Raw genomic sequence first — 21,124 nt, 5'->3', positions numbered from 1 at the left:
GGTCAGCCGACCACCACCTGCTCCAGCGGGAGGTGCGGCTCGAGTGCGGGGAAGGCCACGTACATCAGCAGCCAGAAGACGACGGCGAGCAGCACCAGGGCCTGGGCCGTCTTCGCGGGCCAGGGGCCGGGCAGCAGTCGCCACAGCAGGGCGTACATCAGTCGAGCTCCTTCGGTGCTCCGGCGGCCAGGGTGCGCCGCTCGATCAGCTGGGCGCCGACGATCAGTCGCTCGCTGGATCCCCATCGTGGATGACAGGTGACCAGCGTCATCATCGCGACCTCGGGCTCCGTGCCGGGCTTGCCCGGCACGGGAGCGATCAGCTCGACGGCGCTGGGGCTGGTGATCCGGGTCCAGGTGACGCGGTAGGTGAACCAGCCGTCGGCCGCCTCGACGTAGACCTTGTCGCCCTCGGCGAGCTGGTCGAGGTCGGCGAAGGGCTCACCGTGGGTGGCGCGGTGGCCGGCCACAGCGTAGTTGCCGATCGCTCCCGGAAGCGCGCTGGCGGGGAAGTGGCCGGGGCCGCGATTGAGGCTGTCGGTGTCGACCCCCTCGACGACCACCCACTCCCAGTCCTTGCCCAGCCGGGGGATGTGCAGGACGTTGAGCCCGTCACCGGGCTTCGGGGCGACGGCCCGGGTGGGGTCGTCGGAGCGGCGCTCGCGGAACTCGCTGAGCAGCTCCTCCTGGGCGGCCGCGGTCTGCACGTTGGTCCACACCAGCAGATAGAAGGCCAGCGCCCCGAGCAGGACGCCGAGCGTGAGCAGCAGTTCGGCGAGAACACGCAGACACGTGATCGCAGTGGTTCCAAAACGACGCGGCACGCGATTAATATATCATCTAGACTCGGCCTGCGATGGTCGGCGGAGTCGACCGAAGCGGTAGCTGACAGGAGTCTGGCATGTCGAACAGAGGCCTTCGATCGTTCTCCGCCCTGGCGGTGATCGTCGCCTCGGCGTTGCCCGGATTCGCGGGCGCGGGTCCGGTCTTCGCGGCGCCCGTCGCCGCGGTGGCTCCGAGCGGCGGATGCTGGTGGTACCAGCCGGCCCCCGGTGCGGAGCTGGGCGATCTGGCCGGAGGCACCTCGCTGAGCACCCAGCTCGAGCCGTGGGCCGCTGAGCCTGCCTTCGAGCTGGGCACTGCCGGCGGCACCGCCGTCGGCGGGAGCCGCGCGGTCACCCTCGCCCTCGACGAGGGGCCGCTGCTGCCGGGCGGTGCCGACTCCGAGGCCCGCGAGGCCGAGGTCGCCCTCTTCGTGGACGTCGTCGCGCCGGATGCCACCCGCACCTCCCTGGACCCGGTTGCCCTGCCGATCGAGGTCGCCGCCGCTGCCACGTCGATCGGTGAGCTGGACCTCAGTGCCGAGGCGCTCGTTCCGCTCGAGGCGACCGGAGCCCACCTCGTGGAGCTGCGCCAGGTCATCTTCTCGGTGCCCGTTGGCGGTGTCGATGCGTGGGTGGTCTGCAACGGACAGACTGCTGGCGATCCGGCCGGGGACAACCCGGTGACGGCGCCGCTGCCGACCGACCTGAGCGCCGGCTTCGACGTGGTCGCCGCGACTGTGGCGGGCATCGACGCCGTGGACGGCCAGCAGGTCGGCTACGCGGCCCGTGCCGGCGACCGCGTCCGGGTCTCGGTGCTGGGCTTCGCCTCGCTTGCCGGGTTGACGGTGCAGCTGTGCCCGACTGCCGCCGGAGCGGCCTGCGCTTCGCTGCCCGGTGACGTGAGCGCCGCCGATGCCGCGGGTGCGGCCACGGTGGAGGTCGTCGTGCCGGTCGACGCTGCGAGCGGGCCAGGAGTCCTGCGGGTCGCCACGGTCCCCGCTCCCGGGCCCGCGGCGGATGCCTCCTTGACGGTGCTCGGAGTGCCGGCGGTCGAGATCGTCGACGCCGGCGCCAAGCGGATCAAGGTCGCCGGCGAGCAGTGGGACCCGTTGCGCGAGGTGCGGCTGCGGGCCCTCGACGAGGAGGGTGCCCGGATCGGCGCGCCGGTGCGGATCTCTGCTGGCGCGCTGGGCGCCGTCACGGCCCGGCTGAAGGTGCCGGCCGGCGCAGAGGTGGCCGAGGTGGTCGCACGCCAGCCCCGTGGTGCCGGGCGCGAGACGCTGGAGGCGCGGGTTTCGGTGGACGCCGAGGCTCCCGCGCCCGGCGACGACGGCGACAGCGGCGACACCGGCAGTGTCGGTGACACCGGCTCCACCTCGACCGACTCCACGCAGTCGGCGGCTGAGGCCCCGGCGCTGGTCGACGTGCCGGAGCCGGACGCGAGCCTGGCGCCCGACCTCGTCGACGCCGAGCAGCAGGCCATCGCCCGGGCCGGCGACGTGGTGATCACCCAGGCCACGCTGGTGGGCGAGAGTCGCCTCGTCGACCTCTTCGGGGCCGGCCCCCAACGGACCCTGCGGCTGCGGGCGCACAACGTGGGCGAGGAGGAAGCGGTCGCGCCCGGCCTGGAGATTTCGGTCGGCAAGGGCGACGACCTCGACCCGATCTACCGCTCCGACGGCTTCGCCCGGCTGGGGCCGGGGGAGTCGCTGACGGTGGAGGTGCCGATCGCGCTTCCGGTCGGCGCCTTCGGCACCTACACGGTGGCGGGCCAGATCGGCGAGGACGAGCTGGGCCGCTTCTCGATGGAGTGGCAGACCTATCCGTGGGGGCTGCTGGCCCTCAATGGCCTCGGCGTGCTGCTGGTGGCCTGGGCGTTGCGGCGCAGGCTGATCGCGGCGCATGCGCCGGCTGCTGCCGGCGTGCCGATCGCTCTCGGTGCGTCGGGTGCCGGCGCGGCAGACGGGGGAGGCGATGCGGTGGTCGACCTTGCCGCCCTCGAGCAGTGGTGGGCGGAGCCGGGTGCCCTGGAGACGATGGACGACGCCGTTGTGGACGTGGCCGCCGTCGAGCGGTGGCTGGAGCGCTGCGCCGCCCGGAATGTTGCATCTTTGTGAATCTTGGCGAAAGCGTGACCTGGGTCTCGTCCGAGAAGTAGATATCGTATATAGTTTGCGCTACTTCATGAGAGGGAGGCCATGGCAACCGAACGTAGGACCGCCAGAACACATGACCGCGCACTGTGGGCCCGCACGGGCGCAGCGGGTGCTGCCCTCGCTCTGGCGTTGGCCGGTTGTGGCGTGCTGATGCCCGGAGCCGGCAAGGGAGTCGACAGCACCGTCGCCGGGCCCGGAGTCAGCGACGACGCGGTCAAGGTGGTCTTCGTCGCCGTCGACCTCGACGCCGTCCAGGACGCCACCGGCTTCAAGACGGCCTCGATCGGTGACCCGGAGAAGCAGGTCGCCGCCCTCGAGAAGTGGGTCAACGAGAACGGCGGCCTCGGCGGCCGCAAGCTCGACGCGGTGCTGCGCTGGTACGACGCGCAGGTCGACTCGCCGGCGGCCGAGGAGCAGCTCTGCAACCAGGTCAGCCAGGACGACCAGGCGTTCGCCGTGGTGCTCACCGGGCAGTTCCAGTCCAACGCGCGTCCCTGCTACGCGCAGCGCAACACGCTGATGCTCGACGCGACGCTGGTCGCCAACGACACCGAGATCTACGACGAGCTCGACCCCTACCTGTGGACGGCGAGCTACCCCGAGTACGACGCCTTCACCAGCTCCTACATCGACGCACTCGACAAGCAGGGCTTCTTCGAGGGCCGCGACAAGGTGGCCATCGTCGCGGCCGACAACCCGGTGAACCGCCGCGCGATCGAGAAGCGTGCCGTCAAGCAGCTGAAGGAGCTCGGGGTCACGCCCGAGGTCGGCTGGGTCGACACCACCGACATCGGCACCATCTACCAGGGCGAGGAGCAGGCGGCGATCACCTTCGCCAGCAAGAAGGTCGACCGGGTGATGTTCCTCGGTGGGTCGCGCCTGGCGTCGATCTTCGCGACCATTGCGGGCTCGAAGGGCTTCAAGGCCCGCTACGCGATCTCGACCTTCGACAACCCCTCGTTCTTCGTGAACAACCCGGAGACGGTCCCGTCCGAGACGATGACCGGGATGGTGGGCATCGGCTTCCAGCCCGCTCAGGACGTGCAGGACGCGAAGCTCGCCTTCCCCCGTCCGGGCGCGGAGAGCGAGTGCCTGGACATCTACAAGGCCTCCGGGATCACCTTCGACACCCGTGAGGGCGCTCGGGTGGCGCTGCCGTTCTGCGACGCCGCTCGGTTGCTGAAGCTCGGCGCCGACGACGTCTCGGGGGCGTTCAACGCGGCCACCTGGAGTGCTGCGGTGGAGACCGTCGGCGCCCAGTTCGAGACCGCCTCGGGCTTCGGCACCGGCCTCGGCGGCCCGAGCCGCTCCGCCGCCGGCGCCTACCGGTTCCTGCGCTTCGACGACGAGTGCTCCTGCTTCACGTATGAGGGTGACGATGTCCCGTTCACCAAGTGACCACGCCGCTCCCGCGCTCCGGGTGGAGGGCATCAACGCCTCCTACGGCCCGGTGCAGGTGCTCTTCGGGGCGAGCCTGCGCGTGGAGCAGGGCGAGATGGTCGCGCTCCTCGGGCCCAACGGCGTGGGCAAGTCGACGACGCTGAGGGTGATCGGCGGCCTGCTCAAGCCCGACTCCGGCACCGTCCACCTCGGCGGGATGGACGCCACCGGCTGGGCGCCGCGCAAGCGGGTCGAGGCGGGGCTGAGCCAGGTCATCGGCCAGTCCGCCTTCGGGTCGCTGACGGTCGCCGAGAACCTGACCATGCATGGCTACGCCGCCAAGGACCAGAAGTGGGTCAAGGAGGCGGTCGAGGCCGCCCTCGCGATCTTCCCGAGGCTGAACGCGCGCCGCAACCAGGCGGCGTCCACGCTCTCCGGCGGCGAGCGGCAGATGCTGGCGCTCGCCAAGGCGATCGTGAACGACCCGAAGCTGCTGGTGATCGACGAGTTCTCGCTCGGCCTCGCGCCGGTCGTCGTCGGTGGCCTGTGCGAGCTGGTGCGCCGTCTCAACGATCGCGGAGCCGCGGTGCTCGTCGTCGAGCAGTCGATCAACGTCGCCCTCTCGCTCGTCCATCGCGCCTACGTGATGGAGAAGGGCGAGATCATCGCAGAGGAGTCCGCCGCGGTGCTTGCCGCAGACCCAGACCGGATCCGCACCCTGATGCTGGGTGGACACGTGGCGGAGGCAGGATGAACGCCCTACTGACGACGCTGGCGCTCACCGACGAGCGGATCACCTGGGGAGGGTTCGACTTCGGCGTCGACCGCCTGGTGATCGGCCTGTTCGCGGGCCTCACCTACGGCCTGCTGGCGATCGGCCTGGTGCTGGTCTATCGGTCGAGCCGGTTCGTCAACTTCGCCCATGGATCGGTCGGCGCCTTCGGTGCTGCGATCCTCGCGCTGCTGGCCAACGACTGGGGCCTGCCCTACTGGCCGTCCTTCGTCCTCGCGCTCGCCGTCGCCGCAGCGCTCGGAGCGGGCATCGAATGGCTCGTCGTGCGACGCCTCGTCGGCCGCCCGACGATGATCGGCATGATCGCGACCCTCGGGCTCTCGCAGTTCATCCTGATCTTCGCGCTGATCATCAACTCCGACGGCGTCAACGGCTTCACCTTCCCGCGGCCGCCGGGCCTGCCCGAGTTCACGATCGGCGCCACCAACATCACCACCGCGCACGTGGCGATGGTCGTCTTCGGCCCGATGCTGCTGGTCGCGCTGGCGCTGTTCTTGAAGCGGCACCGGGTGGGCATCGCGATTCGCGCCGCCTCCGACGACAACGACGCCGCGCTGCTCAACGGCATCCGGGCACCTCGGATGGCCACCCTCGCGTGGGGCATCGCCGCCGCGATCGCCGCCTTCTCCGCGATCATGGTCACCCCGACCACCGCCGGCCAGTCGATGGACACGCTCGGGCCGGACATGCTGCTCAAGGGCCTCGCCGGTGCGGTGATCGCCCGGATGACGTCGATCCCGATCGCCGTCGCCGCCTCGCTCGGCGTCGGCGTGCTCGAGCAGATCCTGCTCTCCAACCCCGACACGCGAACCATGGTGCCGCTGGCACTGGGCCTGATCATCGTGATCGCGCTGCTCACCCAGCCGGCTCTCGGCCGCGCCGTGCGCGAGCGGATCGGCTGGCAGCGGATCGTGATGACGCCGCTGCCGGCGGAGTACCGCTCCCTGTGGGCGATCCGCTGGTTCCCGCGCCTGATGGCGGCGCTGTTGATCGCGATCGCCGTCGGCATCGCCTACGTGATCACCAACGCGACCGCCTCAGCCCTGATCAATGTGGTCGGCTTCGCCCTGGTCGGGCTCAGCGTCGGTCTGCTCACCGGGGTCTCCGGTCAGCTCTCGCTGGGGCAGTTCGCCTACGCGGGCATCGGCGCCGCGGTCTCGGTGCATGCCGTCGAGTCCACCGGCAGCTTCGTGATCGGCGTCGGCTGCGGCATCGCGGCCGCGGCGGTGGTGGCGGCCCTGGTCGGCATCCCGGCCATGCGGCTGCAGGGCCTGGCCCTGGCCGTCTCGACCCTGGCGCTCGCACTCGCCACCAGCGGCTGGCTGCTCAAGCTCGACAGCTTCCTCGGCTTCGGCGTGCAGCCGGCCAAGCCGGAGATCTTCGGCTACTCCGTGGTGCTCGCCGTCGACTACTACCTGTTCGCCCTGATGATGCTGATCATCGCCATGTGGCTGGTCGGCAACCTGCGGCACAGCGGCTTCGGCCGGGCGCTGCAGGCGGTGCGCGACAACGAGGACGCCGCGCGTGCGTTCACCGTGCGGAGCCGGATGCGCAAGCTGCAGATCTTCGCGCTCTCCGGAGCCCTGGCCGGCCTGGGTGGCGCGGTGATCGGCCATGGCCAGACCCAGCTGACGGTCAACTCGTTCCCCGCCAGCGCGAGCATCGACGTGGTCGCGATCGCGGTGGTCGGTGGCCTGGTGCTCACCGGAGGACCGGTCCTCGGTGCCCTGATCATCATCGGCATCCCGGCCATCTGGTCGCTCGACCTCTACGGACAGGCGACGCTCTCGATCGCCTGGCTGCTCGTGGTGGTCATGCTGCCCGACGGCCTCGGCGGCATCATCGCCAAGATCCGTGACTGGTGGGCCGACGGCGTCGCCCGGCATGCCGGCATCGACGTCCAGCGCGCCCGGCACGGCTCGGTCGACGAGGCGGTCTCGCCGCTGGCCTGCACGCAGCGCCTCGAGGGCCTGGGATCGGCGACCGTCGCGCAGGAGCGCTCGGACGGGCCGATCCTCTCGGTCAGCGGAGTATCCCGTCGGTTCGGCGGCGTGGTCGCCGTGGACGGCGTCTCCTTCGAGGCCACACCCGGCGAGATCGTGGGCATCATCGGCCCCAACGGCGCGGGCAAGACGACGCTCTTCGAGATCATCGCCGGCTTCACCTCGCCCAACCAGGGCCAGATCGTCTACGACGGCGTCGACGTCACCAAGCGCTCGCCGGAGCAGCGTGCGCAGGTCGGCCTGGTCCGATCGTTCCAGGACGCGGCGCTCTTCGGGACGCTGACGGTCCACGAGACGCTGATGCTCGCCCAGGAGCGGGCCGAGCCCTCGCAGCTGTGGGCCGCGGCCCTGGGCGGCCGGATGGCGGAGCGACGCAAGTCCGAGATGGCCGACGAGCTGATGGAGCGGATGGCGTTGACGCCCTTCGCGCGGCGCACCATCGCCGAGCTCTCCACCGGCACCCGGCGCGTCGTGGAGCTGGCCAGCCTGCTGGCGCTCGAGCCGCGGGTGCTGCTGCTCGACGAGCCCTCGGCCGGGATCGCGCAGAGCGAGAGCGAGCCGCTCGGCGAGCTGCTGCTCGGGATCCGCCGCGAGCTGGGCACCACCATGATCGTGATCGAGCACGACCTGCCGTTGCTGTCGCACCTGTGCGACCGGATGCTGGCGATGAACCTCGGTCGGGTGATCGCCACCGGCACGCCCGACGAGGTGCGCGAGCACCCCGAGGTGGTCCGCTCCTACCTCGGCACCGACGAGAACGCGATCACCCGCTCGGCGGTCCGCTCGCGGGTCGACGTCGGCGCCGTCAGCACGATCATCGACCCCACCGATCGCCCCACCCAGAAGATCCACTGAGTCGTCCGCGCACCACGCAGAAGTCGCAACAAGGAGAAGCCGTGAGAAGCACCAAGTCGCTCGTCAAGGCAGTGGCGGCAGCCCTGGCGCTGTTCGTGATCACCATCGCCGGAGCTCCACCGAGCTTCGCCGCACCGTCCGTGCAGATCAGCGCGTTCGACGGGTTGAGTGACGGGCAGAAGATCACCGTGAGTGGCAAGGGGTTCCAGGCGAACCTGGGCCAGATCGCCGTGGGGCTGTGCAAGGAGGGCTATACCGGCCCCAAGGACTGCTACCTGCCCGGAGCCACCTTCCGCACCGCGGACGGCAGCGGCTCGATCGGCAGCTTCCAGATCACCGTCACCCAGAAGTTCGGCGGCACCGACTGCAAGGTCGACAAGTGCGTGATCGGGATCGGGCCCCTGCCCACCGCGCAGGACGCCGCGACGATCAAGGCGAACAGCTTCAACCAGCCGGTGACCTTCGGTGCCGCCGAGGCGCCCGCCAAGGAGGTCGCGGACGACGACACGACCACCGACGACGCCGCCGCCGAGCTGCCCAAGACCGGTGCCGGCGACCTGCTGCCGATCCTGGTGATCGGGGCGGGGCTGCTGCTGATCGTGGGAGGCGGGCTGCGCTTCGGGTTGCGCAACGCTGGGGGTCCGGCGTGAGGTACCCGATGCGCTCGGCCCTGACCCTCGCGGCCGCTGGTGCGGTGATCGCGCCCGGCCTCCTGCTGGCGGCGCCCGCCGCGATGGCGGCGCCCACCACGACCAGCGTCTCGCTGGCCTGCTCCACGCTGGGCAACGCCTTCACCTGGCCTGCCACGGTCACCGCCTCGGCGATCGGCAACGGCACCCAGAGCCAGCTGACCCTCCAGTTCAGCGACCTGCCGGGTGTCTCCCCGGCGCCGCTCAACGACCTGGAGATGGTCGGATCGGTGAAGGTGGCGGTGGCCGGCACTGCGCTCACCCTGACCGGCGCCAAGAAGGTGACCGCCCCGTCGCGCGACCCGATCCCGGTGCCGGCGGTGAGCGCGATCTTCGACTCCACCGAGACCTCGCTCGACGTGGACCTCACCGGCGCGGTCTTCACGGTCAGCGGGATCGCCACCACCTGCACGGTCTCGCCGGCGGCAGCCGTGGGCCCGGTGACGGTCGAGCCGGGCACCATCGTGACGCCCTCACCCTCGCCGTCGCCGTCCCCGAGCCCGTCGGCGAGTGCGTCGCCGACGGCCAAGCCCACCAAGGAATCCGGGAACAAGGCCGGCACGCCGGCCAAGGGCAAGAGCTCCTTCGACTGCGTGCTCCAGGAGCTCGGCAGTCCGTTCACCTACGCACCGACCGTCTCGCTCTCGGGCTCGCGGGCCAAGGCAGGCGACTCCAAGGTGACCCTGCGACTCTCCTTCTCGCCGATCGTCTCGGCCAGCACCGGCAAGGGCCTGGCGCCGTTGCCGATCGAGAACGGCACGATGAAGGTGACCGCCTCGGCCAAGGTCGGCACCAAGACGGTCGACTTCGCCGGCTCCTCGTCGGTCAACGTGGCGGCCTACGCCAAGGTGCCGGTGCCGACCCTGGTCGCCACCATCGACAGCGACGAGGAGACGCTTCCCGTCGAGATCACCGGATTCGACTTCGACTTCGGCGCGATGTCGGGGATGAAGATCTTCTCCGAGTGCGACGGCGGCGGCACGTTGAGCAAGATGACGGTCGGCATCGGCGACTCCGGCGACACCGATGACGGCGTCAGCGACGACTCGACGACGTCGTCCTCGCTGCCGAAGACCGGCGCCGGCGCACCGCTGGTGATGTTCGGGCTCTGGTCGAGCGCGCTGGTGCTGCTGGCCGCTGCGCTGCTGCTGTGGCTGCCGAAGCGGCGGATGCGGGAGCACTGAGCGGCCCCCAGCACCTGAAGCGCGAAACGAGGCGCGGCCCCTGCGGGGGCCGCGCCTCGTTCGTGTCTCAGGCTGTGGGGTTCGGGGTGAGCGGTCGCCCTGGCAGCGGCCGCTCACCCCGCACCCGCTCAGCCGATCAGCGCATCCAGGTCGGCGTCGTAGGAGCTCCGCGCGGTGAACCCGGCAGCCGCCAGGCGGGCCACCGAGATCGGCCGTGCGGGGGAGGCGATCTCGTCGCGGTACTCCAGCGGCGGCAGGCCCTGGGCGTTGCTGAGCGTGTCGAAGAGCCGGGCATTGGTGGGCGGCACCTGCGGGTGGGTGAGGTTGAACGTTCCCGAGGTGGCCGCCTCGACCGCGTGCACCACGGCCGCTGCGGCGTCGTCCACGTGCAGCCGGTAGAGCAGCGCCTCGCCGGAGAACGGCACCGATCCGCCCAGGAACTTGTGCGCCATCGCCACCTTCTCGGCGATCGGTGGGTCACCGGGTCCGTAGATGTCGCCGCAGCGCAGGACCGTGGCGCGCTCGCCCAGGCCGGCGTAGGTCTGCTCCATCGCCAGGAAGTTGCTGGGACTCGGGTCGCTCGAGGCGGTCACCGGGGACTCCTCGGTGATCTCGTCGAGGTGATTGGCGGCGTCGCCGTAGACCGAGAGCGAGGAGAGCGCGACCACCCGGGTGGCCGGACCACAGGCGGCGACGACGTTCTCGGCCGTCGTCACCAGCACGTCGCGGTAGGTCCGCGCGCGTCCCTCGGGGGTCATCGAGCCCTGGGCGGAGGGCCCTGCGGTGACCACGACCACGTCCTGGCCCCCGACGGCCTCCGCGACCTGGCCGGCGTCGGAGCCGCGGAGCACGACGGCGCGACCGTACTGCTCCTTGAGGCGAGCCACCTTCTCCTCGCTGGTCGCCGTCACGGTCACCTCGTGACCGAGCTCGGCGAGCCGGGTCGCGGCAGCGGAGCCGACGAAGCCGGCTCCGATCACGAGCACCCGCATCAGGCGGTCCCGTCGATCTCGGCGATCTGGGCGAGCCCGGCACGCACGGCGACCAGCTCCTCGACGCGCTCGGCACCGAGGAACTTCTTGGAGAGCTCGTTCATCGGGTCGAGGGTGTAGCCGTAGGTGCGCACGAGGTGGTCGCGCCGGCGCAGGGCCGCCCGCTCCTCCTGCGGGACCGGGGTGGCCTCGGCGACCCACTGCAGCCAGGTGTCGACACGCTCCATCACCGAGGCGCGCAGCGCCTCGACGACCTCGTCGGAGCGCTCGGCGAAGTAGGAGTTGCCCAGCGGCGAGAGGTACGCGCGCATGTAGCTGCCGTGGCTGACCGACCAGGTGAAGCGGTCGTCGCTGCGCAGCTTGAGCCAGGCCTCGTTCTGGGAGTCGTAGTACTTGTTGAGGTAGTCGACGTCGGTCATCAGGTCGCGGCGCGGCACGAGGTCGCCGTAGTGGAAGACCTGGGGGACCGTTCCGAACACGATGATCAGGTGCGGCACGTCGATGTGCGGGCCGAGCCAGACCTGGAGATTCATGTCGAGGATGGAGGCGCTGCGGTTGCCGATCCAGGAGTGGACCAGCCACTCGGCGCCAGCCTCGGGGTCACCGACGAAGGTGTTGAGGGAGCCCTCGTAGCCGTTCTCGGTGCTCCACGAGGCCAGACCCTCGCTGTTGGGGTGGGGCTGCACGGGCAGCACCTTGGTGATCTTCTCCTTGGCCTCGCTGAGGATGTCCCAGAACTTGGACCAGAGGTCGTGGCTGTCCACGTCCGGGGCCTCGGCCAGGAACTCGATGATGGTCTTGGTCTGTGTGCTGCTCGTCATGCTCAGAGCCTACTAATATATGATCTATGCATCTAGGGTGTGCTCATGATCGTTGTCGTGAGTCAGGCCCGGACCAAGCCGGGCGAGGAGCACGCCCAGGCGTACATCGCGCTGTCCGCGGAGTTCGGCCGGTTCTTCCGCGACCACCCCGGCTTCCGCGGCCGTCGCCTGGTCCGCGGGGTCGAGGACCCTCAGCACTTCACCCACCTGCGCTGGTTCGACTCGATCGCCGCGTACGAGGAGTGCACCCGCGCTGCTGACTACGTGGCCCACACCGAGGCGATGTACGAGCACCTGGAGCCCTATGACTCCTACCCGCGGGAGTTCCTCGAGGCGGTGCTCGACGAGCCCGACCCGCGGGCCTGAGCGATGGCCACCTTCGTCCTGGTGCACGGTGCGTTCCGTGGAGGCTGGGGCTGGGCGCGGGTCCGGCCCCTGCTGCGTGCCGCCGGGCACGAGGTGCACGCGCCGAGCCTGATCGGCGCCGGCGAGCACGCGGCGCTCCTCGACCGGGTCACCGGGCTCGACGTGTGGGTCGACCAGGTGGCGGGACTGATCGAGGCCGAGGACCTCCGTGACGTGGCGCTGGTCGGCCACAGTCAGGGCGGACTGGTCACCGCGGGGGTCGCGGCCCGGCTCCCGGAGCGGATCGCCGTGCTGGTCCACCTCGATGCGGCGGTGCCGTTGCCCCGGGAGCGGGCCGTGGACCTCGGCGGCGCGCCGTCCGCGCTGCCTGCGCGGGACGCCGTGGTCGCGCCGACGCCGGTCGGCGCGCAGGGTGGGTACGACGCCGCGACCGCTGCCTGGGTCAACGCCCGGCTGACGCCCAGCCCGGTGGCCCCGGCCCTGGACCCGGTGCCGGGGGTGCCGGCGTCGGTGAGCCAGGCCTTCGTCTTCTGCTCGGGCACACCGGCGGGCTATCCCTCCACCCAGGTCCGGGCGCGGCTCGACGCTCAAGGCACGCCGTACCTGCTGATCGACGCCGCACACGACGCGCCGCTCTGCGCCCCCGAGCTGGTGACGTCGGTGCTCACCGACTGCGTCGCGTGACCCGAAAGCGCAGAAATATCCGCCGAGGGCGCAGAAATGGCAAGCGAGGGAGCTCCCTCGCTTGCCATCTGTGCGCCCTCGGTGGCTGGCGGAGTCGGGTCAGGCCGTCGGTCGGGCCAGGTACCTGCCGATGGCGAGGTCGGCGACCACGCCGTCGGTCATGATCCGGGTGCCGCGCAGGAACGTGTCGGTGACCTTGGCGGTGAGCTTGGTGCCCTCGAACGGCGTGTACTCCTGCGAGGAGACCGACTCCTCGGCGCGGACGGTCCAGGCGTGGTCGACGTCGACCAGCGCCACGTCGGCGTCCTTGCCCACGGCGATCGAGCCCTTGGTCCTGCCCAGGCCGTAGCGCTCGGCAGGGTTCTGTGCGGTGAGCTCGGCGATCCGGCCGAGCGACAGACCCCGCTTGGAGCCCTCCGAGACCATCCCGGCGAGCAGGTACTCGGCGCCGCCGAAGCCCGACTTGGCCACGAAGACGTCGTCCTTGGGCTCACCGAACTTGAGCTCCTCCTTGCAGCAGGCGTGGTCGGAGACGACCCAGTCGATCTTGCCGTCGAGCAGGTAGGACCACAGCGCCTCCACGTCCTCGCGCGGCCGCAGCGGCGGGTTCACCTTGCCGCCGACGCCGTGCGCGGTGTCGCAGTCGGCGAGCAGGTGGCCGACGGTGACCTCACGACGGAAGTCGATGTGCGGGAAGGCTGCCGCCATCGTCAGCGCCGCCTCGACCGCCTTGCGCGAGGTCAGGTGCAGCAGGTTGATGGTGGGCAGCTCGGTCTCGTGCGCGAGGTAGGAGGCGATGGTGACCGCCAGGCCCTCCGAGTGCGGCGGACGCGACGCCGAGTAGGCAGGCAGCCCGGTGAGCTCGCCGTCCTCCTCGACCATCTTGGTGTAGGCGGCCATGATCTCGGCGGTCTCGCAGTGCAGCGAGAGGGAGATCTGGTCCGCGATCTCGGGGTTCTCCCTGCGCGCCTTCTGCACGCCGCGCATCACGAACTCGAAGTGGGCGTAGTCGTAGCGCTCGCCCTCGGGGGTCATCAGGAACTTCGACTGGTCCTCGCTGCGGCCGTGCAGGCCGTAGGAGCCGTAGAACATGAAGACCTTGAACGAGGTCACGCCGTGGTCCTTGACCAGCGCCGGGATCTCGGCGATCTGCGACTTGCTCATCGGCGCGAGGTGGTAGGTGTAGTCGATCGCGGCGTTGCCGGCGGTCAGCTCGAGCACCTCGGGGAAGAGGTCGGCGTAGTCGCCGGACTTGTTCAGGTAGTACTGGCCCGAGCGCATGTAGGACAGCGAGGTGGTGACGCCGCCCTGGGCCGAGGCGCGCGACTCCGTGCGCACGTCGGTCGGCAGCGGGTTGTAGATGCCCCAGTGCTGGTGGGCGTCGACGACGCCCGGGAAGGCGGTACGGCCCTGCCCGTCGACGACGTCCGCGGCCAGCGCGGGGTCGAGGTCCGCCTCGATCCGGGCGAACCTGCCGTCCTTGATGCCGAGGTCGACGCGCTGCGGCTCGGCCTGGCCGGGAAGGACGACCTGGACGTTGGTGATGATGAGGTCGAGCTCGGTCACGGGGACTCCTCGGTTGCGGTGGGGATGAAGTGGGACAGCGGGGCGAGCGTGCCGACCAGGTCGGTGACGTCGCCGAGGGCGAGCACGGCGGTGCTCACCGTCGCGGCAACGTCGGCGGAGAGACGTCCGGCGACGTTGTCGGAGAACTTGCGGCCGAGCTCCGCATCACTCAGCGGGCGGGCCGGCCCACCACGATTGGTGAGCACCTTCTCCACCAGCTCGCGGCCGTCGGTGGTGCGCAGGGTGACCACGGCCGGGAACTGGAAGGGGTAGATCGCGTTGCACTCGGCGTCGTCGACGACGCTCACCTTGGCCATCAGCGCGCGGCGCAGCGGGTCCTGGGCGAGCTCATCGGTGTAGTCGTCGAGGCCGGTGGCCAGTCCACCGCCGCCGATCAGTCCGGCGGCGAAGGCGTAGGGCCCGGAGAACTGGGCCTGGTAGCCGGTCTCCGGCGTGCGCTTGACCTCGATCGGCTCGCCGATGGTGCGTGCGGTCGAGCCGGCCACGCCGATGACCACCTCGGCCACCAGCTCGGGAGTGATGCCCTGGGCGGCGAAGGCGCGGCCGGCGTCGACGGTGGTGTGGGTGAAGTGGTTGGCCGGGTAGGGCTTGAAGAAGATGCCCGGCACCGACCACTCGGTGCCCAGCCCGTCGGTGATCGCGGTGGGGAAGAACTGCCCGTGCAGCCAGGCCTCGAAGAAGCCGAAGCGCCCCTCCAGGACGGTCGGCGGGCCGGTGAAGCCGCGGCGCACGAGTTGAGCTGCCGTGACGCCCGCCTGGGCTGCGTAGCCGCAGTGCAGGCGCTTGACGGTGCCGCCGGTGCGGTTGGCCTCGATGATGCCCGAGGCCAGCGATGCGGTGATGCCGAGCGCGTCGGCGATCCCCTTCTCGTCCAGGCCGTAGGCGATCGCGGCGGCCACCGCCGAGCCCATCGCGCCGGTGATCGAGGTGGCGTGCTGGCCGTGCTCGAAGAAGACGGAGTTGCCGAGCTTCTCGTCGTAGCCGGCCATCCCGAGCCGCACCGCGACCTCCAGGCCCACCGCGATCGCGCGGACGGTGAGCTCGCCGCTGGCGCCGGCGTGCTCGGCTGCGGCCAATGCTGCCGGGACCACCGAGGCGGACGGGTGCAGCACCGACGGCAGGTGGGTGTCGTCGTAGTCCAGCGAGTGGGCCAGCACGCCGTTGGCGAAGGCGGCCTGCGCCGCATTCACCCGAGTGGGCACGCCGACGACCGTGGCCTGGGGGTGACCGCCCTGGTCGAGGACGTGCCCGATCGCCGCGGCGCTGGTCGGCAGCCGGTGGGCCGCGACGCAGAGACCGAGGACGTCGAGGGTGCGCTGCCCGACGGAGGCGGCGACGTCGCCGGGCACTCCCTGGGTGGCGCAGTGCGCCGCGAAGGCGGCGAGCTGTTGGGCGAGGGTCGGGCCGCCGTCGGGATCGAAGGTCGGGTTCCCCTCGGGTCGTGCGTCGGCTGGTGGAGCGTAGTGGCTCATGCTGATCACGCCCCGACGACGGCGAGTGGCCGGACCGGGGACCCGGTGGCGCCGTAGAACTTGAGCGGGCTCATCACGAAGAGGAACTCGTGCTTGGCCGCGGCGGCGAGTGCCTCCAGGTCCATCGCCTCGATGATGTAGATGCCGCGCTCCACCAGCAGCACCCGGTGCGCCGGCAGCAGGCCGTGACCGGCGCCCGGCTTGAGCTGCTCGTAGGCGATGGTGTCGGCGCCGGTGGCGTGGATCCCCTTGCTGGCAAGGAAGGTGGCGCCCTGCTCGGAGACGCCGGGAACGCCGGTGGCCAGGCCGCGGTAGGTGTCGCCGTCGCCGTTGTCGAAGTGCTGGCCCCAGCCGGAGCGGACCAGGACGACGTCGCCGTCGCGGATCTCGCTGCCCTGCTTGGCGATCGTCGTCTCCAGGTCGGCGACGGTGATCTCCTGGCCGGCGTCGAGCCGATCGGTGCCGAGTGCGCCGGGGACGTCGAGCAGCACGCCGCGGCGCACCATCGGTGCGATGGTGTGCGCGCCGTGCTCGGTGAACCTGCCGCCGATCTGCGCGGCCTCGGCGTCGGTGCCGCCGAAGAGCTTGCCGTCCTGGGAGACGTGGGCCAGCGCGTCGACGTGGGTGCCGACGTGGGTGCCCATCGAGATCATGTCGTTGGCCGCCGATCCGCCGTCGCCGCGGACCATGTCGCCGTGCCGGCGCGGCATCGCGTGCCAGTAGGCGGGGTGGTTGGGGGACTGGGGCATGCCGACGGTCAGGGTGCGGCCGAGGTCGAAGACCTCCAGGCCGGAGGCGGCAGCGCTGAGCAGTTGCGCGGTGGTCGGGTCGTTCATGGGCGGTCGGTGCCTCTCGTCGTGGTTCGGTGGTGGCGGGTCAGCTGATGACGCCGCGGGTGCGCAGCTCGGCGCGCAGGTCGGCGCCGATGCCGAGGTCGTCCAGGACCGCATCGGTGTCGGCACCGTGCGGGCGGCCGGTGAACCGGATCGCGCCGGGGGTGGTGGACATCCGCCACATCACGTTGTGCTGCAGCAGCGGGCCGAAGTCGTCGTCGTCGACCTCGGTGAGCATCTCGGTCTCGCGAATGTGCGGGTCCTCGACGATCTCCTTGGCCGAGTAGATCGGCGCGATCGCGGCGCCTGCCTCGGTGAACGCCTCGACCACCTCGTCGCGGGTGCGGGCGCCGATCCAGGAGCCGACCATCTCGTCGAGCTCGTCGGCGTGCTCGGCGCGGGTGTTGCCGGCCGCGAACCACGGCTCGTCGATCACCTCGGGATGGCCGACCAGGGTGAGCACCCGCTCGGCGATGGCCTGTGCGCTGGTGGAGATCGCGACCCAGTGGTCGTCGCTGGTGCGGTAGGTGTTGCGGGGCGCGTTGTTGGTGGACCGGTTGCCGTGGCGCATGCCGACGCTCCCGGTCTGCTGGTAGACCGTCGGGCCGGGGCCAACGGCGGTCATGATCGGGGAGAGCAGGTCGAGGTCGATGACCTGGCCCTCGCCGCTGCGCTCGCGGGCCAACAGGGCCATCGAGATCGCCGACGAGGCGGCGATGCCGCAGATCGAGTCGGCGAGGCCGAAGGCCGGCAGCGTGGGCGGCCCGTCCGGCTGGCCGGTGAGGTGGGCGAACCCGCTCATCGACTCGGCCAGCGTGCCGAAGCCGGCGCGCGATGCGTAGGGGCCGCTCTGGCCGAACCCGGTGACCCGGACCAGGATCAGGCGTGGGTTGATCGCGAGCAGCACGTCGGGGCCCAGGCCCCAGCGCTCGAGGGTGCCGGGACGGAAGTTCTCGACCACCACGTCTGCCTGGGCGACCAGGGCGCGGAAGATGTCGGCGCCGTCGTCGGCGGAGAGGCTCAGCCCGAGGGTGCGCTTGTTGCGGGCGATCTCCTTCCACCAGATCGGCACGCCGTCGACGGACGGGCCGTGGCCGCGCATGCCGTCGGGCTTCGTGGGGTGCTCGATCTTCAGCACCTCGGCCCCGTAGTCGCCGAGGATCTGGCAGGCGAGCGGGCCGGCCAGGATCGTGGACGCGTCGATCACCTTGATGCCCGACAGGGGTCCTGAGCTCACCGGGTCCTCCTAGCTGCACGATGTTCCGATATGCGAAACATAGTTCCGCCTGGCGTAATCTATCGCATCTGGGGTAGATGCCGCCAGCGGTGCGGCAGCGGCTTCCCTGATCGGGTACGGTGCGACCCCGTTGAAGCCCAACCCTCCGCTCAACCGAATCACAGGAGTGAACATGTCGCTGGACGCCGCGAGGAAGGCCGAGACCAATGGCGCTTCGAGCTCCACCATCGCCACCGTCGAGCGCGCCGTCGACCTGCTCCTGCACATCGCCGACAGTGACGGCCCCGACTTCGGCGTCACCGAGCTGGCCGAGAGTCTGTCGATGTCGAAGGCGGCCGTGCACCGGATGCTCGCCTCCCTCAAGGGGCGCGGCTTGATCGAGGTCGACGAGCGGACCCGGCGCTACTCGCTGGGGGTGGGAGCCCTGCGCCTGGGGCTCGCCTATCTCGACCGGATCGACGTCCGCCGGGTGGCGCATCCGGCACTGGAGCGGCTGTCGCGGGCCACCAATGAGACGGCCACCCTGTCGGTGCTGCTCGGCGGGCGTGAGCGGATCTACGTCGACCAGGTGACGCCCGACCGCGAGGTGGTGATGTCGGTGAGCATGGGCGAGCCCTACCCGCTCCACGCGGGAGCCACCGGGCGTGCCTTCCTGGCATTCGTGCCCACCGCCGCCCGCGAGGAGTACCTGGCGCCCGGCAGCCTGCGGGCGTTGACCGACAACACCGTGGTGGACGCCGTCGAGCTGCGCCGCGTGCTCGAGCGAGACCGAGCCCAGGGTTGGTCGCTCTCGCTGGCTGAGCGAAAGGCGGGAGCCGCCTCCGTCGCAGCGCCCGTCTTCGGCCACGACGGCCGCCCGCTCGCGGTGATCAGCGTGTGCGGCCCACTCGAGCGGTTCTCCGAGCACGTGGACGAGTGCCGCGAGGCGCTGCTCGAGACCACTGACGCGATGTCGCGTCAGTTCGGCTGGCTCGGCGCGTGAGTTCCTCGCGGCTACCGACCTAGAGAGAGAAGAGAGATGACCGAGATGCTCGCGCGCTCTGCGCTGTACGTGCCCGGGGACGCCCCCGACAAGCTGCGCAAGGCGCTGGACCGGGGGAGTGACGAGCTGATCGTCGACCTCGAGGACGCCGTGCAGCACGCGAACAAGCCGCTGGCTCGCGACACCGTGGCGACTTGGCTCGACGCCCTGCCGGAGACGCCGGTCGAGGTCTGGGTTCGGGTCAACCCGGGCGAGGAGCGCGAGAAGGACGTCCGCGCCGTCGCCGGGTGCCCGGGGCTGGCCGGCCTCGTCGTCGCCAAGGTGGAGGAGGCCGCGGAGCTCCACGAACTCGACGCCCTGCTGACCTCGCTCGGCTCCTCGGCCCGCGTGGTGCCGTTGTTGGAGAGTGCCAATGCCGTGCTGAATGCTCGCGAGATCGCCCGGGGTCCCCGGGTTGCGCGGCTCCAGATCGGCGAGGCGGACCTGCGGGCCGACGTCGGCGTTGTGCCGGGGGACGACGAGCGGGAGCTGCTCTTCGCGCGCTCCTCGGTGATCTTCGCGTCCGCTGCCGCAGGCATCGCCGCGCCGATGGCGCCCGTCTCGGTGCAGTTCCGCGATCTGGATGCCTACCGTGCCTCGACCGAGGCGCTGCGCCGGCTCGGCTTCATGGGTCGCGCCTGCATTCATCCCGCCCAGGTCCCCGTGGCCAATGCGGTCTTCACGCCCGGCGAGGACGAGGTGGCGCGGGCTCAGGCGCTGTTGGCGCGCTTCGACGGGGGAGCGGCGGTCGGCCTCGATGTCGACGGCCGGATGGTGGACGAGGCGGTGCTGCGCCAGGCGCGGAGCGTGCTCGCTCGTCGTCGCGGGTGACGGGAAATTTACGCACCTGTTTCGTTCAGGGCTCCCCAGGATCGTAGATATCGTATATTCTCGCGTTGAGACCTACGCCACACCGAGTCCGCGGGGTGGCACCGCGAGGAGGAAACATGAAGTTCCGTTCGAACCGCCGGGGGATGGCGGCGTTCACGTCCACCGCCCTGGCTGCGGGGGCATTGGCCGCCGTCCCGGCCCTGATGATGGCGAGCCCCGCCCATGCGGCTTCGGTGACCGCGGAGGACGTCGCCTTCAGCTGTGTCTTCGGCCAGTACACGGTGCCCTACACCACGGACATCGCCTTCGAGGCCGAGTGGACCGCCGCCGGCCGCGCCCAGATCTCCGCCGACTTCCTCGATGGCTGGGCCCACGGCGCGCCGGTCTTCGCCAACAGCCCGTCACAGACCCAGACCTCGGTGCTCGCGATCCAGGAGGTCAGCGGGACGCCCAAGTCCGGCACGCTGAACGGCACCCAGGTGGGCCCCTTCACCTCGGGTGTGAACCACGAGCCGCCGACCGCGACCGGTACGCCGGTGGCCGCCTCCTCTGAGACGTTCAAGCTCTCCATCACCGGCCTGACCATGACGCTCGGTGCGACCAATGTGCCCTGCACGCTGGCGACCCCGGTCGCTGTGCCGGACCTGGCGATCGACATGCCGGCCGCCGCGCCCGGTGAGGCGCAGTTCGTCTGCTCCACCTTCGGCACGACCTTCGCCTACCTGACCACGCCGGAGGCCACCGCCACCCGGGTCGCTGGCACGACCGCGACCACGGTCACCGTCGACCTCGACGACATGCCCGGCATCGTTCCGGCGCCGCTGACCGATGTGACGGTCGCCGGCTCCATGCCGGTCCAGGCGGGCGGCGTCGCCGCCACCGCGACCGGCAGCCACTTTGCTGCTGCGATCGCCCCGAACGCGCCGATCCCGGTGCCGACCATGACCACCACGGTGGCCTCGTCGGCTGCGAACCTCTCGGTCGTGCTCGGCGATGCGACCTTCAATGCCGAGGCCGGCATGGTCGTGCCGATCCCGTGCACCCTCGCCTCGCCGTTCGAGGTGGGCGCCACGGTCACCGAGACCCAGTCGCCGGTCCCGCCGGCCAAGGCCACCAAGACCACCGTCAAGGTCAAGGCCAACAGCAAGAAGCGGACCGCCGTGATCACCGTCGCCGTCACCAACAAGGCCGCGGGCAAGGTGAAGATCACGGTCAAGGGTGCCGGCACCAAGGTCACCAAGACCGTCACCGTGAAGTCCGGCAAGGCCACCCTGAAGCTCACCAAGAAGCAGCTGAAGAAGAAGGGCAAGCGCACCGTGACCGCCGCCTTCGCCGCCAACGCGAAGTTCAAGGCCTCGACCGGCAAGACCACCTTCAAGATCAAGTGATCCCGTAGT

At 70.7% G+C, this 21,124-nt stretch carries 19 protein-coding genes; 11 read left to right on the top strand and 8 right to left on the bottom strand.

Annotated elements, in window-relative coordinates; all coding sequences use genetic code 11:
• Positions 1-2: 2 nt before the first annotated feature.
• Positions 3-158 (bottom strand): hypothetical protein, encoded by a 156-nt coding sequence (locus ABD151_RS15510; protein WP_343995677.1) that lies wholly within the window; start codon positions 156-158, stop codon positions 3-5.
• On the bottom strand, positions 158-823 hold the full coding sequence (locus ABD151_RS15505; protein ID WP_343995676.1) for a class E sortase: 666 nt from the start codon (positions 821-823) through the stop codon (positions 158-160). Before ABD151_RS15505 ends, ABD151_RS15510 begins: the two co-directional genes overlap by 1 nt.
• Positions 824-900: 77 nt before the next feature.
• Between ABD151_RS15505 and ABD151_RS15500 the strand changes: the two genes are divergently transcribed.
• From ABD151_RS15500 to ABD151_RS15475, 6 genes are all read left to right on the top strand, one after another.
• The gene (locus tag ABD151_RS15500; protein ID WP_343995675.1) at positions 901-2,940 is read left to right on the top strand and encodes a hypothetical protein; all 2,040 of its coding nucleotides are present in this window, start codon (positions 901-903) and stop codon (positions 2,938-2,940) included.
• Between the two features lie 189 nt (positions 2,941-3,129).
• Positions 3,130-4,377 carry a type 1 periplasmic-binding domain-containing protein gene (locus tag ABD151_RS15495; protein ID WP_343995674.1) on the top strand — a complete coding sequence of 416 codons (1,248 nt, stop codon included), beginning with the start codon at positions 3,130-3,132 and terminating at the stop codon, positions 4,375-4,377.
• Positions 4,358-5,113, top strand: a complete 756-nt coding sequence (locus ABD151_RS15490) for an ABC transporter ATP-binding protein (protein WP_343995673.1) — start codon at positions 4,358-4,360, stop codon at positions 5,111-5,113. The genes ABD151_RS15495 and ABD151_RS15490 overlap by 20 nt, the downstream gene beginning before the upstream one ends.
• Positions 5,110-8,010, top strand: coding sequence for an ABC transporter permease subunit (locus ABD151_RS15485; RefSeq protein WP_343995672.1), 2,901 nt, complete (start codon positions 5,110-5,112; stop codon positions 8,008-8,010). Before ABD151_RS15490 ends, ABD151_RS15485 begins: the two co-directional genes overlap by 4 nt.
• A 41-nt stretch (positions 8,011-8,051) precedes the next feature.
• The gene (locus ABD151_RS15480) at positions 8,052-8,660 is read left to right on the top strand and encodes a neocarzinostatin apoprotein domain-containing protein (RefSeq protein WP_343995671.1); all 609 of its coding nucleotides are present in this window, start codon (positions 8,052-8,054) and stop codon (positions 8,658-8,660) included.
• Positions 8,657-9,883: a hypothetical protein gene (locus ABD151_RS15475; RefSeq protein ID WP_343995669.1), complete on the top strand. Its 1,227-nt coding sequence runs from the start codon at positions 8,657-8,659 to the stop codon at positions 9,881-9,883. The genes ABD151_RS15480 and ABD151_RS15475 overlap by 4 nt, the downstream gene beginning before the upstream one ends.
• A 128-nt stretch (positions 9,884-10,011) precedes the next feature.
• Here the strand turns inward: ABD151_RS15475 and ABD151_RS15470 are convergent, their stop codons facing one another.
• Together ABD151_RS15470 and ABD151_RS15465 are read right to left on the bottom strand one after the other, a co-directional pair.
• Complete coding sequence (locus tag ABD151_RS15470) at positions 10,012-10,875, bottom strand: NAD-dependent epimerase/dehydratase family protein (protein WP_343995668.1); 864 nt, start codon at positions 10,873-10,875, stop codon at positions 10,012-10,014.
• Entirely contained in the window at positions 10,875-11,696 is an 822-nt protein-coding gene (locus tag ABD151_RS15465; RefSeq protein WP_343995667.1) for a hypothetical protein, read from the bottom strand. Before ABD151_RS15465 ends, ABD151_RS15470 begins: the two co-directional genes overlap by 1 nt.
• Positions 11,697-11,741: 45 nt before the next feature.
• On the opposite strand from ABD151_RS15465, the gene ABD151_RS15460 reads away from it, so the two are divergent.
• Both ABD151_RS15460 and ABD151_RS15455 read left to right on the top strand, forming a co-directional pair.
• Positions 11,742-12,062, top strand: a complete 321-nt coding sequence (locus ABD151_RS15460) for an antibiotic biosynthesis monooxygenase family protein (protein ID WP_343995666.1) — start codon at positions 11,742-11,744, stop codon at positions 12,060-12,062.
• 3 nt (positions 12,063-12,065) lie between these two features.
• The gene (locus tag ABD151_RS15455) at positions 12,066-12,746 is read left to right on the top strand and encodes an alpha/beta fold hydrolase (protein ID WP_343995665.1); all 681 of its coding nucleotides are present in this window, start codon (positions 12,066-12,068) and stop codon (positions 12,744-12,746) included.
• Between the two features lie 99 nt (positions 12,747-12,845).
• On the opposite strand, the gene ABD151_RS15450 is transcribed toward ABD151_RS15455, so the two are convergent.
• Genes ABD151_RS15450 through ABD151_RS15435 form a run of 4 tightly spaced genes read right to left on the bottom strand, consistent with a single transcriptional unit; the run spans position 12,846 to position 17,875 of the window.
• Positions 12,846-14,312 carry a dihydroorotase gene (locus ABD151_RS15450; protein ID WP_343995664.1) on the bottom strand — a complete coding sequence of 489 codons (1,467 nt, stop codon included), beginning with the start codon at positions 14,310-14,312 and terminating at the stop codon, positions 12,846-12,848.
• Positions 14,309-15,805 (bottom strand): MmgE/PrpD family protein, encoded by a 1,497-nt coding sequence (locus tag ABD151_RS15445; protein WP_343995663.1) that lies wholly within the window; start codon positions 15,803-15,805, stop codon positions 14,309-14,311. Before ABD151_RS15445 ends, ABD151_RS15450 begins: the two co-directional genes overlap by 4 nt.
• Positions 15,806-15,810: 5 nt before the next feature.
• The gene (locus tag ABD151_RS15440) at positions 15,811-16,641 is read right to left on the bottom strand and encodes a cyclase family protein (RefSeq protein WP_343995662.1); all 831 of its coding nucleotides are present in this window, start codon (positions 16,639-16,641) and stop codon (positions 15,811-15,813) included.
• Between the two features lie 40 nt (positions 16,642-16,681).
• Positions 16,682-17,875, bottom strand: coding sequence for a CaiB/BaiF CoA transferase family protein (locus tag ABD151_RS15435; protein WP_343995661.1), 1,194 nt, complete (start codon positions 17,873-17,875; stop codon positions 16,682-16,684).
• Between the two features lie 172 nt (positions 17,876-18,047).
• Here ABD151_RS15435 and ABD151_RS15430 point away from each other — a divergent pair, with 172 nt between their 5' ends.
• From ABD151_RS15430 to ABD151_RS15420, 3 genes are all read left to right on the top strand, one after another.
• Positions 18,048-18,857 carry an IclR family transcriptional regulator gene (locus ABD151_RS15430; protein WP_343995660.1) on the top strand — a complete coding sequence of 270 codons (810 nt, stop codon included), beginning with the start codon at positions 18,048-18,050 and terminating at the stop codon, positions 18,855-18,857.
• A 36-nt stretch (positions 18,858-18,893) separates the two neighbouring features.
• Positions 18,894-19,727, top strand: a complete 834-nt coding sequence (locus tag ABD151_RS15425; RefSeq protein ID WP_343995659.1) for an HpcH/HpaI aldolase/citrate lyase family protein — start codon at positions 18,894-18,896, stop codon at positions 19,725-19,727.
• Positions 19,728-19,843: 116 nt separating this feature from the next.
• Entirely contained in the window at positions 19,844-21,115 is a 1,272-nt protein-coding gene (locus ABD151_RS15420; RefSeq protein ID WP_343995658.1) for a hypothetical protein, read from the top strand.
• Positions 21,116-21,124: the final 9 nt, after the last annotated feature.

It is taken from the genome of Nocardioides dubius (genome assembly GCF_039528155.1).
In the GTDB taxonomy this organism is placed as follows: Bacteria; Actinomycetota; Actinomycetes; order Propionibacteriales; family Nocardioidaceae; genus Nocardioides; species Nocardioides dubius.
This window is presented reverse-complemented; position numbering and strand designations above follow the sequence as displayed.

Bases quoted from the DNA above. Each gene is read 5' to 3' on its own strand.
- ABD151_RS15510 (WP_343995677.1), bottom strand. From the start codon at position 158: ATGTACGCCCTGCTGTGGCGACTGCTGCCCGGCCCCTGGCCCGCGAAG.
- ABD151_RS15500 (WP_343995675.1), top strand. From the start codon at position 901: ATGTCGAACAGAGGCCTTCGATCGTTCTCCGCCCTGGCGGTGATCGTC.
- ABD151_RS15495 (WP_343995674.1), top strand. From the start codon at position 3,130: ATGCCCGGAGCCGGCAAGGGAGTCGACAGCACCGTCGCCGGGCCCGGA.
- ABD151_RS15490 (WP_343995673.1), top strand. From the start codon at position 4,358: ATGTCCCGTTCACCAAGTGACCACGCCGCTCCCGCGCTCCGGGTGGAG.
- ABD151_RS15485 (WP_343995672.1), top strand. From the start codon at position 5,110: ATGAACGCCCTACTGACGACGCTGGCGCTCACCGACGAGCGGATCACC.
- ABD151_RS15470 (WP_343995668.1), bottom strand. From the start codon at position 10,875: ATGCGGGTGCTCGTGATCGGAGCCGGCTTCGTCGGCTCCGCTGCCGCG.
- ABD151_RS15465 (WP_343995667.1), bottom strand. From the start codon at position 11,696: ATGACGAGCAGCACACAGACCAAGACCATCATCGAGTTCCTGGCCGAG.
- ABD151_RS15460 (WP_343995666.1), top strand. From the start codon at position 11,742: ATGATCGTTGTCGTGAGTCAGGCCCGGACCAAGCCGGGCGAGGAGCAC.
- ABD151_RS15455 (WP_343995665.1), top strand. From the start codon at position 12,066: ATGGCCACCTTCGTCCTGGTGCACGGTGCGTTCCGTGGAGGCTGGGGC.
- ABD151_RS15445 (WP_343995663.1), bottom strand. From the start codon at position 15,805: ATGAGCCACTACGCTCCACCAGCCGACGCACGACCCGAGGGGAACCCG.
- ABD151_RS15440 (WP_343995662.1), bottom strand. From the start codon at position 16,641: ATGAACGACCCGACCACCGCGCAACTGCTCAGCGCTGCCGCCTCCGGC.
- ABD151_RS15430 (WP_343995660.1), top strand. From the start codon at position 18,048: ATGTCGCTGGACGCCGCGAGGAAGGCCGAGACCAATGGCGCTTCGAGC.
- ABD151_RS15425 (WP_343995659.1), top strand. From the start codon at position 18,894: ATGACCGAGATGCTCGCGCGCTCTGCGCTGTACGTGCCCGGGGACGCC.
- ABD151_RS15420 (WP_343995658.1), top strand. From the start codon at position 19,844: ATGAAGTTCCGTTCGAACCGCCGGGGGATGGCGGCGTTCACGTCCACC.